Consider the following 13,492-nt stretch of genomic DNA (forward strand, 5'->3'; position numbering starts at 1 on the left):
GCCCCGCCACCCGTCCGGCCCTGTTCCTTCGGCTCCGCCTCGTCAGCTCCGGGCCGTCAGGGCGGGTTCCGGGAAGGTGACCCCGGTCAGTTCCTCGGAGACGGTCCACAGGCGCCGGGCGGTGGCCAGGTCACTGGCCGCCGTGGAACGGCCCACCAGGGTCGGTGCGCCGCGCATCTCGAACAACCCGTCCGGGCCGACATAGCTGGCACCGGGCAGCTCCTCGACCGCCGCGTACAGGGTGGGCAGCGCCCCCGCCTTGCTGTCCTGGGCGATGACGCGGTTGCCCAACCGCATGGCGAGGACGCGCAAGCGGCTGGCGTCGTGTGCCTGGAGGTTGGTGGCGGCAATTCCGGGATGGGCGGCGAGGGAGCGGACGGACGAGCCCGCCGCGTCGAGCCGGCGCTGGAGTTCCAGGGTGAAGAGCAGGTTGGCGAGCTTGGAGTGGCTGTAGGCGGCCACCGGTTTGTACTCACCCGCGAGGTTGAGATTGTCGAAGCGGATGTGCGGATTGCCCATCCGATGGGCGCCCGAGGACAGGGTCACCACGCGGTCCGTGATGTGCGGCAGGAGCAGGTTGGTCAGGGCGAAGTGGCCCAGATGGTTGGTGCCGAACTGCCTCTCGAAGCCGTCCTTGGTACGGGCCTCCGGGACGTTCATGATGCCGGCGTTGTTGATGAGCAGATCGAGGCGGCCGTGCCAGGCGGCGGCGAACTCGCGTACCGAGGACAGGTCGGCCAGGTCCAGCCGGCGTACCTCCACACTGCCCCGCACGGTCCGTGCCGCCGCCTCGCCACGACCGGTGTCCCGGACGGCGAGGACCACATGCGCGCCCGCGTCGGCCAGCGCCGTGACGGTGGCGAGGCCGAGTCCGCTGTTGGCGCCGGTCACGACGGCGGTCCGGCCGCCCTGATCGGGGATGTCGCTGGTGTTCCAGGAATGGGTGTCCGTTTTCTTGGCCATGGTCCCAATGTATGCACCGCCGCGGCAGCTGGCCCGGGACATCGGCGTCAGCCCGGCCGCGCCCAGCCGTCCAGTCCTCGCCGCCCCGCACGGCTGCGCCGGCCTCACCGCGAGCGGCCGGCCGGTGCGACAATGATGCAGGCGCATTCAAGGAGGAGGCTGGAGTGTCGGGTACGGAGCCGGTGAGGTCGAAGGCTTTCAGGGTCGGGGTGTGGCGGTCGTTCATGGAGGTGCATCAGCGGGTGCTGGGGGAGATCGAGCGGGAACTGGCCGAGCGGCACCGGCTGTCCGTGAGCGAGTTCGACACCCTGGTGAACATTCCGCTCGCGGGTACCCGGCTGAAGGATCTGAAGGAGCGGATCGTGCTGACCCAGAGCGCGGTGAGCCGGATGGCCGACCGGCTCGCGCAGCGCGGTCTGGTGACCCGGACGCCGATCGAGGAGGACCAGCGCGGGGCGCTGATCCAGCTGACCGAGGAGGGCCGGAAGCTGCTGCGGGCGGCCGTGCGGACCAATGCCGAGGTGGTGGAGCGGGCCTTCGCGGGCCGTCTCTCCGGGCAGGAGCTGGACATGCTGTACGGCGTTCTGGCGCGGCTGGAACCGGGGGAGCACCCGGCCGACTGCGACACCAGCGAGTGACGCAGACCACATCGGGCGGCTGACCGGGCGGGGAATGGCCGCCCACCCCTCATGGTTAAGATGAATGCGCAAGCAACAAACAGGTGCTGGCGAAGCGGGCGACCGCCCCGGCCGTGAGCACGGCCGCACCCCAAGGAACCAGGAAGAACGATGAGCGAGAACAGCTACCTCACCCACCGGCTCACCCCGGAGAACACCGGGATCCTGCTGGTCGACCACCAGACCGGGCTGATCCTCGGCGTCCAGGACCACGACCAGAACGAGGTCCGCCGCAACGCCCAGGCCCTCGCCCGCACCGCCAAGGTCTTCGGCCTCCCGATCGTGGCCACCACCTCCGCACCGCAGGGCCCCAACGGCCCCCTGCTCCCGGAACTCGTGCGCGAGCTGCCCGAGGGCGCCCCGGTCATCCACCGCAGCGGTGAGGTCGACGCCTTCGACGACCCGGACTTCGACGCCGCCGTCCGCGCCATGGACCGGCCCAACCTGGTCATCGCGGGCGTCATCACCGACGTATGCCTGATGTTCGCGTCCCTGTCCGCCCTCGGCCGGGGCTACCGGGTCCACGCCGTCACCGACGCCTCGGGCACCACCAACACCCTCGCCCGGGAAACCTCCCTGCTCCGCCTCCAGAACGCCGGTGCCACCCTCAACAGCACCGTCGGCGTCATCTCGGAACTCCTGCGTGACTGGAAGAACCCCGGCGGCCCCGGCACCGCCGACATCTTCAGCAACCTCGCCATGCCGTTCTACGGCGCCGTCAGCGCGAGCCACGCCGCCGCCAGCGGCAACTGAGCCCATCGCGGAGCCGCCTGAGGGGGGAGCGGGTGCCCCCTCAGGCCCCTCAGGCCCAGATCGCGTTCGCCACCGCCGCCCCCACGAAGGCCGCACCGAGACCGGCGACGACGCTGGCGACGACATTGGCGGCGGCGAAGAACCTCGCGCCCTCCTCCGCCAGCCGCATCGTCTCGTAGGAGAAGGTCGAGTACGTGGTCAGCGCCCCGCACAGGCCGGTGCCGATCAGCAGTTGCAGGGAGTGGGACGCGGCGCCGTAGGTGACCGCGCCGGTCAGCAGGCCCAGGATCAGGCAGCCCGCCGCGTTGACGGTGAAGGTGCCCCAGGGGAACACCGTGTCGTGGCGCCTCTGCACGGCCATGTCGGTGAGATAGCGCAGGGGCGCGCCGACGGCGGCTCCGGCGATCACCAGAAACCAGTTCACTCGGCACGTTCCTTCGACCGGCCCACGTAACGGATGACCTCGCAGTCGTCCAGGATCACCAGGCCCTCGGTGACCAGCTCGTCCAGCTGGGGCAGAAACGCCCGGACGCGGGTCTCGTCGTCGATGATGACCACCGCGATGGGCAGATCCTGGCTCAGCGACAGCAGCCGGGTCGTGTGGATCAGGGAGGAGGCGCCGAAGCCCTCGATCCCGCGGAACACCGACGCGCCCGCGAGCCCGGCCCGGTGGGCGCGGTGGACGATCTCGGTGAACAGCGGCTTGTGATGCCAGACATCGTCCTCGCCGATGAAGATGGTCACGCGCAGCGCGCGCCCGGTCAGTCTCGTCATGCTTGCCTCCACGCCACGATCCGGCGGGTCACCCACGCCGCGCTCCACACCGCCGCCAGTGCCGCGATCAGTGTCAGTCCCAGATACAGGAGTCCGGCCCGGGCCCGGCCGCCGTCGACCAGTTGCTGGATGTCGACCGCGTAGGTCGAGAACGTGGTGAAGCCGCCCAGCACACCGGTGCCGAAGAACGGCCGCACCAGCCGGTGCGCGGTCCACACCTCGCTGATGAGCACCATGAACACCCCGATCACCGCGCAGCCGAGCGTGTTCACCCAGAACGTCGTCCACGGGAAGCCGCCGGTCGCCGTCGGCCACAGCAGGGCCGCGCCGTAGCGGGCCGAGGCGCCCAGCGTCCCGCCCAGCGCCACCGCCGTCACCACGGGAAGCTGCGCACGCCACTGGCCGGGCCGCTGCGAAGGGACATGGAGGTCGACGTCCGGGTCGGTGGGCTCACCCACGGCCGGTGTCCGTGAGGGCTTCATCAGGTGCGCGTCTCCTGTTCGCCAGGCCCTTGTTCTCCCGATGGGCATGATCCGACATAGGTTACGGCGCGTCCCTCCGGCGCTCGGGCCCGCCTCGTCGCGGTCGGCGGTCGGTCGGCTCGTGGCCGGGCGGCGCTGGACTTCCCATACCGATGATGATCACACGAGCACCTTCCCGGCCGCTCGCGGGACGCCCGGAAGCCGCTGGGTTCACGGCGACACCTGGCCGTCCTCACGCGCGCACGGTGATCGCGCCCGTGGGTACCGCGCAGCACGGCAGCGCATGGCCCGGAGGGACCGGCAGGCCCGGGGTGATCAGGTGTGCCGTCGCGCCCTCCACCCGCTGGAGACAGGTTCCGCAGGCTGCCGCGCGGCAGGCGGAGGGGAGCCGGACTCCGGCGGATTCCCCCAGGTCCAGGAGGGTGCCGTCGTCGGCCGTGTGCGGGGCTCCCGGACCCCCCGCATGGACGGCGGTGGAGCACTCGCCCTCGGCGGTCGCGCCGACCGTGGCGAGGATCTCCGTACGGGCGTTGACCAGGGCCAGTTCCCACACCGGGAGCCCCGCCCCCGAGGCCGACGCGGCGAGTTCCGCGTACAGGTCGGGCGCCCAGCGGGCGATCTCGTCGCCCGCCTGCTCACCGTGCGGCCGGAGGTCGTGCGGGTCGACACCGACCGCGTCGAACAGTTCGCGGTAGGCGGCGACGGTGGCCCGGACGCGGTGGCCGTGGGTGCGGCCGAAGGCGTGGCCCCGGCGGGTGGGGTCCGGGTCGTCGGAGCGGAAGGCGGGCAGCCCCGGCGCGGCTGCCGTCACGCCGGGGGCCGGGCGGGAGAGGTCGGCGTGGGTCACCGGACGCTGCTCAGGATCGCGTCCCACATCACCTCGGAGGCGACCGAGCCGAGGGCGACGGAGGTCATGGTGTCCTGCCCGGTGCGCATCGGGTTGCGCGGCAGATCGACCTCGTCCGTGGTGAGCGTGAACAGGGTGTCACCGTCCAGGTTGGTGTGGAAGGGCTGGATGCCGCGATGCATGGAACCGTGCACCTGACGGCCGAAGCAGGCCAGTTCCCGGTCGTCCAGGCGGACATTGGTGACGACGACCGAGATCGTGGTGTTGCCCGGCATGGTCGCGGGCGCGGCGGCCGGGTTCTTCTCGAACGCCTCCGCGTAGTCGAGCTGCGGCAGAATCCGGGTGCCCGTCGCGGCGTCGTAGTCGCCGCGCAGCACGGTGCCGTCCCGGTCCACGATGACACCGACCGCGTTGATCACCGTCGCGGCGAGGATCCTGATGTCCCCGATCCGCCGGAACGCGGCGCCCTGGCCGGCGAATTCGGTACGGGAGTACTCGACCTTGCCGACGGAGGCGCTGGCCCCCGCCCCGCAGCGGCCGACGGGGAACTCCCCGTGCCGGGCGGCGCGCATCGCGGCCCGGCCGAGGGCGGCGTCCGGGGTGACGGCGTTGTCGCGGGCGCTGAAGTCGTAGATGATCGCCCCGGCCACGCACTTGAGCCGGTCCCAGTTGACGTCGTTGCCGACCCGGGTGAGGAGTTCCGCCCCGACCCCGGGCGCCGCGCCGAGCCCGTAGAGGGAGCCGCCGGCCAGACAGACGGCGTGCGCGAAGTGGTCGGCGCCGTAGGTGAGGCCGATGGCGCCGCCCCGGGCGTCGAGGACATCCGGGCGCCCGCCGGGACATGGACCACGGTGACGCCGGTCGGGCCCTCGGTGTACTCGGCGGTGCCGACCTCGACGCCGGGGAAGTCGTAGCCGACCACCCGGTCCCCGGCGCTGGGGCGCGGTTCGGGGCGGGTGTTCCAGAAGCGGGCGGTGTCCGCGAGTTCGACGATCCGGCCGCCCTGCATCACGGCGATGCGGTGGGCGGCGTACCGGACGGCGGCTAGGTCGTGGGAGATGAACAGGGCGCCGAAGCCGTGTTCCTGCTGGAGGTCGCGGATCAGGTTGAGGGTCTGGGCCTGGACGGACACATCAAGGGCGCTGACGGCCTCGTCGAAGACGATGAACCGGGGCCGGGTGATCAGGGAGCGGGCGATGGCGACCCGCTGGCGCCGGCCGCCGGACAGTTCGTGCGGCAGCCGGTCGGCGAACCGCTCCGGCAGCCCGACCCGGTCCAGCAGTCCGGCCACCACGCCGTGGTGGGCGCGCAGCCGGGTGCGGGTGGCGGCGGCGAGGGGGCTCCCCAAGGAACCGGACGGTGCCGGAGGCCGGGCGGAGCAGTCCCAGCGCGAGGGAACCGGTGGTCGGGACCAGGAGCGCCGACACCGTCGCGTGCCACGTGCCGAGGAGAGCATGGAGGAGGCGGCCCGAGCGTTGCACGAGCGTTTCGACCGGCTGGAACGGATGCTGGAAGGCAGCGGCGGCCCCAAGCGGTGACCTGGGACCCCAGGACCCCAGGAGCCCGGAGGCCCAGCGGACTTGGGGACCTACTCCTCGGGCTCCTCCGCCGGCGGCACGATGTAGTCGTCCCAGGCCGGTGGGGGGATCGTGAAGGTCGCCGCGCAGGTGTACACCTCGCGGAAGAAGGCGGGGTCGGTGAGGGCGTCGTAGTGGCCCTCCTCCTGGAAACGGCGTTCCGGGAGGATGCCCAGGGCCCGGCGGCCGATGCGTGCGGCCTCCTTGTCGCCGGGGGCGCCCAGCTCGCCCGACAGCCGGAAGTCGAACGGCCTGGAGGTGCCGTTGAGCCGGAGGTAGAGGTCGAACTGGCAGTCGGCGTCGGTCTCGGTGTTGCGCAGGAAGGCGGTGAACCGCCAGCCGCCGTCCTGCCGGCAGACCAGCCGGGCCTCGGAGCAGTAGAGGGGGAGCCGGGTGCCGACGGTGCTGTAGACCCAGATCTCCTTGCCCAGGGTGAAGGTCCGTTCGTCGCCGGGCGGGATCTCGCCGTCGGGCAGCGGCACGGTCGCCGGGGGCAGGGTGAACCAGTCGTGCCAGGTGCCGTCCACATACCAGGCGGCGGTCCGCTTCCCCGATCCGCCGATGCCGAAGACCTCCATGTGATGGTCGTCGCGGGTCAGGGTGGCGAGATGGGCGGGCCCGGCGAAGGGCCGCTCGTCCCTGACCCTGAACCAGTCGTGCCAGTCCTCGGAGTCCCAGTAGTTCCCCCACGTCTGACCGTCCGCGGCGACGACGAAAACCTCCATGTGGTCCTCGTGGCGGGAGACCGTGGCCAGGGGTGACCCGGGTTCGAAGAGCCGGGTCCCGAGCGGGAACCACTCGTGCCAGGTGTGGCCGTCCCACCAGTTGCCGCGCACCTGCCCGTCGGTGCCGATGCCGAAGACCTCCAGGTGCTCCTCGTGCCGCGACATACTGCCCAGCGGGGACCCCGGCGGGAAGTCGTACGATCCGATGGGCGTCCACGGTCCCCACTCACCGCCCCACGCCGCGGCGTGCACCCTGCGCTGTCCGTCGACCGCGTAGATCTCCATGTGGTCGTCGTTGCGGGTGAGCGAGACCAGGTGGGCCGCGGCGGGGAAGGTGTGCCCGGGGATCTCGAACCAGCCCTTCCATTCGCCGTTCCACCAGTTGCCCCACACCCGCCCCTCGCCGTCGACGCCCCACACCTCCATGTGGTCGTCATTGCGCGCCAGGGTGGCCAGCGGCGCACCCGGCGGGAAGGTGTGACCCGGCAGCGGGAACCAGCCCTTCCAGTCCCCGTTCCACCAGTTGCCCCACACCTGGCCGTCGCCGTCCACGGCGAAGACCTCCATGTGGTCGTCGTTGCGCGACACGGTGGCGACATGGGCGCCCGGCAGGAACGCGTGCCCGCCCAGCAGGAAGCTCCCCTCCCACGAGCCGTACCACCACCAGGACGTCCACATCCGCCCGGCGGTGTCGACGGCGAAGACCTCCATGTGGTCGGCGATCCGCGCCAGCGTCGCCAGCGGCGCACCCGGCGGAAACGACGCCTCGACGGTGAACGGCGGCGGCACCGTGTACTCGAAGGGCTGCCGAGTGGCCAGGACGGCGCCGATCCGGTCGAGGCTCTCGCGCGCCCAGGTGAAGCCCGCGAGGTTGTTGAGCGACTGGTAGAGCCCGACCGACTCACGGGCGGGCACGACGGCCTGTTCCGGCTCGCCCGCGCTCAGCAGAGTCGAGCCCAGGACGACCAGGGCGTGCGCCAGCGCGGGAACGTCCTGGGCGGCACGGTGGATACCGGCCTCCTCCAAGCTTGCCTGCGCGGCGTCGTGATGCCGGCCCGCCGTCGAGTAGCGGCGGGCGAGGTTCTGGAGCGCCCAGGCGACCCCGCCGGCCCGGTCGAGTTGCCGGTACACGGCCGTGCCCTCCAGGGCCGCGGTGATCGCCTCCTCCAGCCGCCCGGCACCTTCGAGGTGCGAGCCCAGGGTGACCAGCGCATGGGCGAGCCCCAGCATGTCCTGCGCGGCGCGCTGGATGTCGACGCGCTCCTGTGTCGCCTCGGCGGCCTCCTGGTACCGGCCCGCCGCCGCACAGCGGTAGCCGACATTCTCCAGGGCCCAGACGAGCCCGCCGCGGTTGCCCAGCCCGCGATAGAGATCCGCCCCTTCACGCGCCGCGGCGATCGCCTCGTCATGACGGGCGACCTTCTGAAGTTCCGAGGACAGCACGATCAGGGCGTGGGCGAGACCGGGCAGGTCACCGCTCTCCCGACAGACCCGGACCCGCTCCTGAGCCTCCTGCAAGGCACTGCTGGTGGTAGCCACGGCTCCACTCTTCCCCCGCGCGGGCCGCCCACCACCTCCGACGCGAACAGACGCGAAAACACACGAGGAGAGACGACCCAGGTGGGGCACACGCCCCCGATCCGTCACTCGCACCCCGCAGGCTCCCGGACACTCGCCCGAACAGCGACCACCCGTTCGGTGTCACGCGCGGCGTCCGAAGGACCGCTTCAGGAATCGTCCGGCTGGGACAGCGAGCGGGCCGGGGTGACCTCCTGGGTGTGCAGGACGGCGTCGAACCAGTCGGTGAGCGAGCCACCGGCCAGATGGAAGGCGGCGTCGGCGCCGGGGTCGTAGAACGGGCCGATCAGACGGGTCCTGGTCGGGGTGTCGAGCCAGGTCCGTACGGTGGCCGGTGCCTCGGTGCGCAGGTCGAGAAGGTAGCTGCCGGGTCCGGCGGTGCCCAGGAGCGCGTCGGCGAAGTCGGCGGGCGGGGCGGGGACCGGGTAGGGAAGCGTGCCGTGATGGAAGGTCAGGCCGATCGAGACGTAGCCCGCGCCGAAATGATCGCGGAGATGGCTGCCCGCGGTGCGGTGCGTGACGGGCGGGGACGAGGGCGAGCCGGTCCGTGGGCGGCTGTCGGCGGTGTGGCCGAGGCCGCCCCAGTAGACGATCCGGTCCGCGGTCCGCTCCTGCCACCGGATGGTGTCCTCGGCCAGACTCCACTCGATCTCGGCGAGGGTGACCGACGGGGGCACCTGCCCGCGAGGGGCGTGGACCGTCTCGGCGAACCGGACCGGGTCACCGGGGTGCCGGCGGTTGAACGAGCGCATCCAGTGGACGACGTCGAGCAACTCCTCGGTCCGCCAGAAGGACCGGGCGCCGGCCAGCATCAGCCGCGGGTCACCCGCCCCCGTGCCGATGTAGGTGTCGAGTCCGACTCTCGACGCGTCGTCCCCTTCCAGCGCGAGGGTGCGGAACCCCAGTTCCTCGACCAGGAACCGGAGCATCCGGTGCGCGAGGACGGACAGTTCATGGGACTGACGGGTCGCGGCCCCGAGGGCCACCACATCGGCGTCCCGTACGACGTCGGCCAGCGGCCCCAGATCGGTCAGCGGGGCCTCGGGGTCGGCGGTGGTGAGGTGATGGGCGTGCCGCCCGATCCAGCGGGTCACCGTCTCGGGCATGGGCGGACCTCCATGTGTTGCTGGGTCGCGGCGATCGGTTCGGGGACACACATCCCCGGTCGCGGCCGACGCCGCTGCGAGGAGCCTCGGACATGAAGCAGGGTTGAGGTCAAGCGGATCCGTGCGACGAGGGTGAATACCCGGGAACCGTCCTACCGCGTGTCATCGGAGGTCTACTGTCGGTGAACCCGACCGTGACAGAGAGGTATGGATTCCTGTGTCATCACCGTGCGACCCCAAGTACGCGCCGGCCGGCGACGTGGGTGCGGCGCTCTTGATGATCGACTCCCAGCTCAAGGCCATCTACGACGGCAAGAGCGCGAGCGACCCCGAACAGGACGCGTTGGTGGCCCAGGTCACCGCGTCCATGGGCGTCATCGAGGCCGACGACGTGCTGGACGGCGTCTGTTCCATCATCTACGCGTTCATGAAGTGGCTGCGGCTGGCCCACGAGTCCCAGGACAAGGACGTCATCGAGTACGTGGTGCCCTCCGTCGTCGCCTCGATGACGATGATGCCCCGCAGCGTCCGCCCCGAGGCCATCCCCACCATGGCCGCCCTGCTCGTCGCCGCCGCCACCGGCCTGAGTCCCAGCCTCTGGCGAGGGCAATACGGCGACTGGACCCAGACCGAGCTGACTCCCCTGGAGGCCACCGCCGTCCTGCTCGCCGAGCACATCAACCACCTCACCGACGACCGCGACTTCGCCACCCGTCTGATCACCCAGGCCCTGTCCGACGCCGACGAACGCGTGGACGAGAATGACGAGGATGACGAGGATGACGACGAGATCGACCTGATCGACGAGCTGGACGAGAGCGACGGCTGAGGACCGTGCGGGGCTGGGCGGGGTGGGGCGGGGCGTGGCCCGTCGTCACGGCGAGTCAGGTCTCAGCGATGGCCGGGCCGACGCCGGGATGACATCGACGGCCACATCGCAGGACGTGGCCTCCATCGTGCCGTCGGTGCCCCTCAGCACCACCTGTGCCCAGCCCCGCCGGTCGTGGGTGTACGACGCCGTGCACACCACCTGCCGCAGAGCGCTGTCGTCGAGCGAGCCGAGGGGGAGGGGGAGCAGGACCGACACCTCCCATTCCCCCAGCGTCTCCACGACGCTCCCCCCCCCGGTGCCGAGCTTCCACCGCAGGAGCCCGTGCGAGCGGTCCGAGGGGTCGAGTGTGGAGGGTACCCCGCGCAGGTCGTACACCAGTGCGCCGGATGCCTGGGCGTCCAGCAGCATCCGCCATTGCAGCGCGTTGGAGGGGCGGACCTCACGGCGATGGTCGGCCGAAGCGCCGGTCTGGTACCAGACGCGCCGCCCCACCGTCACCATGGTGTGCGCGGCGAGGATCTCACCCCGGTGGCGGGCCAGATACAGCTTCATCCGGCCCGGCTCCTCCGCGTTGAGCGCCGCGTACTGACGCTGGTAGTACGCCAGTGACCGGCCGAGCCGGAAACCGTCGCGCCGCTCGGTCACCTCCAGCAGCCGGAAGAACTCGGGCAGCTCGGCCGCGCTGCCCACGACGACCTCCACCCCTTCCCTGCGGGCACGCCGCACATTGCGCCGCCACTCCTGGTTCAACCCGCCCCACAGCTCCTCGGCGCCATGCCCGGTCAGCGGCACTTGGAAGACATGGCGCGGCTGGGCGTCCGCGTCGCCCCCGCCCTCCCCCTCACCGCCGCCGCAGCGCCGCCGCCCCCGGGCGAGCAGCCGGTCGAAGACGGCGGCACCCAGCGGGTCGACCGCGCAGTCCAGCACATCCGCCAGCCGTCGCCCCGGCCCCACGGCCGACTTCAGCGTGCGGGCGGGCCAGCTGCGGTACGGGGGCGCCGGGCCGATCCGTACGGCGAAGGCGCCCGCCTCGCGCAGCCGGGCGAGCAGCGGATCGAGCCAGGTGTCGATACCGGGGTCGGACCAGTCGGCCACCGGCCCCTCGGGAAGGTAGGCGAAGTAGCGCCGGGTGCCCGGGAACTGGCGCAGCAGGGCCAGCGCCACCCCGGTCAGCCCCGGGGCGCCCGCCGACGGGTCCGGCCCCCAGCCCAGGAGCAGCGGGCGCCAGCCCTGCTTGACCTCGGCCCAGGAGGGGCACTGGAGGAAACCGGCGCCGAGCGCCGCTCCTCGCTCGGAGGCGAGGAACGCGCGGTGCGCGGCGGCGTCGATGGGTTCCAGCCGGAGGCCCGGACCGCCGCCCGTGGACCGCTCGCGCCCGTCCGGATCCGTCACGAGGAGAGCTGACACAGTGTGAGCCGCCTTCCGGTCAAGGTCCTGCGGCGCCGCCGGGCGGCGCGACCGCACAGGATGCTCACAGCGGTCCATGACCGCTCCGCACGGGGAATGCGACCGGACGATGACCGTTCCCCACCCGTGGCTGTCACCTGACCCTCAGGGCGCTCACCAGCCGTTTTCCGGCCGTAGGGTCATGAATGTCCCCCTCCGGACGGCCGAGCCGCGGACGGATGTACGCAGCCGCAGCAGCCATGACATCCACCCAACCCCTGCTGTTCACCCCTCTCCCACGGAGGTATCCGTTGCGCCCCATATCCGCGCGCCGCCCCGTCCGTCGCCCGGCCACGTGCCTCGCGGTGGCCGCCACCGTGCTCGCCCCGCTGGCCCTGACCGCCTGTTCCTCCGACGGCTCCGGCTCGGCCGGTTCGGACGGGGATGGCAAGTCAGGCCGGACCGGGGCCGCGGACAAGCCCGTGACCGTTTCCGTGACGCCGACCGGGAACGGGGTGGAGCCCGGTCAGCCGATCCGGGTCACCGCCCCGGGGCGGCAGCCTCACCGCCGTCACGGTCGTCGACGGCGACGGCAAGAAGGTCGACGGGAAACTGTCGGAGGCCACCGCCGACGACCGCATGTTCACCCGCGACTACGCCACGCGCTTCACCATCGGAGCGCAGGAGGTCGTCAAGGTCGACCTCGACAAGAAGCAGCTCACGCTTCAGCGCGACGGCGCCACCGTCCGGACGATCCCCGTCTCCGGCGGCACACCCGGCGGTGACAAGCGCTCCTGGGGCGGCACCTCGGTGCTCATCTCCAAGGAGGGCACCATCAACATGAACTCAGAGACGGCCGGTCTGGGCGACGCCTACAACAAGATGGTCGACCACTCGATGCGGCTCACCTGGTCCGGGATGTACGCCCACGCCGCCCCGTGGAACGCCGCCTACTTCGGCAACCGGAACACAAGCTCCGGCTGCATCGGCATGAGCACCGCCGAGGCCGCGTCCTTCTACCGGGACATCGAGGTCGGCACCCCCTTCGAGATCACCGGCAAGGACACCAAGGGCATCCCCGCCCAGGGCAACGGCTTCAGCAACTGGAACGAGACCTGGGAGCAGTGGCGCAAGCGCAGCGCGGTGCGGTGAGCGGCACCGCTTCGCCCCCATGTGTACGCCTCGCAGGCGAATGTCAGTACGATCATGGCGTTGACCGGACGAGGGGGAAATGGACATGGCGAGGCGGCGGCAGAACCGAGACGACGACAGGGACCGCGGACGCAGGCAGAAGCCCAGTCGTCTGGACAAGGCCGAGGCGTGCACCGACAGTTGCAGTGCGGGGCGGGTCTGCTGTCCGGACCTGCTGCTAGCTTCCCTGCTTCTGCTGGTTCTGCCCGGCAGGGGCGGGAGTTCGGCTGCCGGTGGAGACGATCCCTCGGCGCCCCGTCCCGACGGCCGGATGGCCGGCGCGTTGTACGAGGGTGTCCGCCGCTACCGGACCAAGGTCAGCCCCACCCAGCCCGCCTGCTGCCCGTACACGCCGAGCTGCTCCACCTACGCCGTCAAGGCACTGCACCGGCACGGTGCGTTGCGCGGGGGACGGCTGGTGCTGGGGCGGCTGCTGCGGTGCCGGCCCGGCGTCGCGCGGCGGCGGGGACACCATGACCCGGTGCCTGAGTGAGGGAGTCGGGGGAGTCGGGGGAGTCGCGAATTCGGCGAGGCTAGGCCATGGGCGACCCCGGGCCCCGGCCGGCAGCCCTCAGCCCCCGTCGGCCACCGGCCCCGGCCT

General features: G+C 71.7%; 14 protein-coding genes and 2 pseudogenes. 6 read left to right on the plus strand and 10 right to left on the minus strand.

Features of this window, described 5'->3' with window-relative positions:
• Positions 1-42: 42 nt before the first annotated feature.
• Positions 43-963 carry an oxidoreductase gene (locus tag ACFRFC_RS24550; protein WP_382691388.1) on the minus strand — a complete coding sequence of 307 codons (921 nt, stop codon included), beginning with the start codon at positions 961-963 and terminating at the stop codon, positions 43-45.
• 224 nt (positions 964-1,187) lie between these two features.
• On the opposite strand from ACFRFC_RS24550, the gene ACFRFC_RS24555 reads away from it, so the two are divergent.
• Together ACFRFC_RS24555 and ACFRFC_RS24560 are read left to right on the plus strand one after the other, a co-directional pair.
• Positions 1,188-1,601, plus strand: a complete 414-nt coding sequence (locus tag ACFRFC_RS24555) for a MarR family winged helix-turn-helix transcriptional regulator (RefSeq protein WP_382691390.1) — start codon at positions 1,188-1,190, stop codon at positions 1,599-1,601.
• A 150-nt stretch (positions 1,602-1,751) separates the two neighbouring features.
• Positions 1,752-2,393, plus strand: coding sequence for an isochorismatase family protein (locus ACFRFC_RS24560; RefSeq protein WP_382691392.1), 642 nt, complete (start codon positions 1,752-1,754; stop codon positions 2,391-2,393).
• Between the two features lie 49 nt (positions 2,394-2,442).
• Here the strand turns inward: ACFRFC_RS24560 and crcB (ACFRFC_RS24565) are convergent, their stop codons facing one another.
• From crcB (ACFRFC_RS24565) to ACFRFC_RS24585, 5 genes are all read right to left on the minus strand, one after another.
• Positions 2,443-2,817: a fluoride efflux transporter CrcB gene (gene crcB / locus ACFRFC_RS24565; protein WP_382691394.1), complete on the minus strand. Its 375-nt coding sequence runs from the start codon at positions 2,815-2,817 to the stop codon at positions 2,443-2,445.
• A complete protein-coding gene (locus tag ACFRFC_RS24570; protein ID WP_382691395.1) occupies positions 2,814-3,167 on the minus strand; it encodes a DUF190 domain-containing protein in 354 nt (117 codons plus the stop codon). The genes crcB (ACFRFC_RS24565) and ACFRFC_RS24570 overlap by 4 nt, the downstream gene beginning before the upstream one ends.
• Positions 3,164-3,649: a fluoride efflux transporter CrcB gene (gene crcB / locus ACFRFC_RS24575; protein ID WP_382691397.1), complete on the minus strand. Its 486-nt coding sequence runs from the start codon at positions 3,647-3,649 to the stop codon at positions 3,164-3,166. The genes ACFRFC_RS24570 and crcB (ACFRFC_RS24575) overlap by 4 nt, the downstream gene beginning before the upstream one ends.
• Before the next feature lie 232 nt (positions 3,650-3,881).
• Complete coding sequence (locus ACFRFC_RS24580; protein WP_383112652.1) at positions 3,882-4,523, minus strand: 2Fe-2S iron-sulfur cluster-binding protein; 642 nt, start codon at positions 4,521-4,523, stop codon at positions 3,882-3,884.
• Entirely contained in the window at positions 4,493-5,293 is an 801-nt protein-coding gene (locus ACFRFC_RS24585; protein ID WP_382691536.1) for a P1 family peptidase, read from the minus strand. Before ACFRFC_RS24585 ends, ACFRFC_RS24580 begins: the two co-directional genes overlap by 31 nt.
• 44 nt (positions 5,294-5,337) lie before the next feature.
• Between ACFRFC_RS24585 and ACFRFC_RS24590 the strand changes: the two genes are divergently transcribed.
• Positions 5,338-5,544: a hypothetical protein gene (locus tag ACFRFC_RS24590; protein WP_382691542.1), complete on the plus strand. Its 207-nt coding sequence runs from the start codon at positions 5,338-5,340 to the stop codon at positions 5,542-5,544.
• A 156-nt stretch (positions 5,545-5,700) separates the two neighbouring features.
• Here the strand turns inward: ACFRFC_RS24590 and ACFRFC_RS24595 are convergent.
• From ACFRFC_RS24595 to ACFRFC_RS24605, 3 genes and pseudogenes are all read right to left on the minus strand, one after another.
• Positions 5,701-5,952 (minus strand): annotated as a pseudogene (locus ACFRFC_RS24595) (ABC transporter ATP-binding protein); the annotation flags it as partial.
• A 132-nt stretch (positions 5,953-6,084) separates the two neighbouring features.
• Positions 6,085-8,337, minus strand: a complete 2,253-nt coding sequence (locus tag ACFRFC_RS24600) for a hypothetical protein (RefSeq protein ID WP_382691401.1) — start codon at positions 8,335-8,337, stop codon at positions 6,085-6,087.
• Positions 8,338-8,525: 188 nt separating this feature from the next.
• On the minus strand, positions 8,526-9,482 hold the full coding sequence (locus tag ACFRFC_RS24605) for an erythromycin esterase family protein (RefSeq protein ID WP_382691403.1): 957 nt from the start codon (positions 9,480-9,482) through the stop codon (positions 8,526-8,528).
• Positions 9,483-9,699: 217 nt separating this feature from the next.
• Here ACFRFC_RS24605 and ACFRFC_RS24610 point away from each other — a divergent pair, with 217 nt between their 5' ends.
• Positions 9,700-10,311, plus strand: coding sequence for a hypothetical protein (locus tag ACFRFC_RS24610; RefSeq protein ID WP_382691405.1), 612 nt, complete (start codon positions 9,700-9,702; stop codon positions 10,309-10,311).
• 45 nt (positions 10,312-10,356) lie between these two features.
• Here ACFRFC_RS24610 and ACFRFC_RS24615 read toward each other — a convergent pair whose 3' ends face one another.
• Entirely contained in the window at positions 10,357-11,721 is a 1,365-nt protein-coding gene (locus tag ACFRFC_RS24615; RefSeq protein WP_382691407.1) for a lipid II:glycine glycyltransferase FemX, read from the minus strand.
• A gap of 344 nt (positions 11,722-12,065) precedes the next feature.
• On the opposite strand from ACFRFC_RS24615, the pseudogene ACFRFC_RS24620 reads away from it, so the two are divergent.
• Both ACFRFC_RS24620 and yidD read left to right on the plus strand, forming a co-directional pair.
• Positions 12,066-12,852 (plus strand): annotated as a pseudogene (locus ACFRFC_RS24620) (L,D-transpeptidase family protein).
• A 310-nt stretch (positions 12,853-13,162) separates the two neighbouring features.
• Positions 13,163-13,384 carry a membrane protein insertion efficiency factor YidD gene (gene yidD / locus ACFRFC_RS24625; RefSeq protein WP_382691409.1) on the plus strand — a complete coding sequence of 74 codons (222 nt, stop codon included), beginning with the start codon at positions 13,163-13,165 and terminating at the stop codon, positions 13,382-13,384.
• The last annotated feature ends 108 nt before the right edge of the window (positions 13,385-13,492 follow it).

The organism is Streptomyces sp. NPDC056734 (assembly GCF_042790455.1).
GTDB lineage: Bacteria > Actinomycetota > Actinomycetes > Streptomycetales > Streptomycetaceae > Streptomyces.

Bases quoted from the DNA above. Each gene is read 5' to 3' on its own strand.
- yidD (WP_382691409.1), top strand. From the start codon at position 13,163: ATGGCCGGCGCGTTGTACGAGGGTGTCCGCCGCTACCGGACCAAGGTC.
- ACFRFC_RS24590 (WP_382691542.1), top strand. From the start codon at position 5,338: ATGGACCACGGTGACGCCGGTCGGGCCCTCGGTGTACTCGGCGGTGCC.
- crcB (WP_382691397.1), bottom strand. From the start codon at position 3,649: ATGAAGCCCTCACGGACACCGGCCGTGGGTGAGCCCACCGACCCGGAC.
- ACFRFC_RS24555 (WP_382691390.1), top strand. From the start codon at position 1,188: ATGGAGGTGCATCAGCGGGTGCTGGGGGAGATCGAGCGGGAACTGGCC.
- ACFRFC_RS24550 (WP_382691388.1), bottom strand. From the start codon at position 963: ATGGCCAAGAAAACGGACACCCATTCCTGGAACACCAGCGACATCCCC.
- ACFRFC_RS24560 (WP_382691392.1), top strand. From the start codon at position 1,752: ATGAGCGAGAACAGCTACCTCACCCACCGGCTCACCCCGGAGAACACC.
- ACFRFC_RS24605 (WP_382691403.1), bottom strand. From the start codon at position 9,482: ATGCCCGAGACGGTGACCCGCTGGATCGGGCGGCACGCCCATCACCTC.
- ACFRFC_RS24570 (WP_382691395.1), bottom strand. From the start codon at position 3,167: ATGACGAGACTGACCGGGCGCGCGCTGCGCGTGACCATCTTCATCGGC.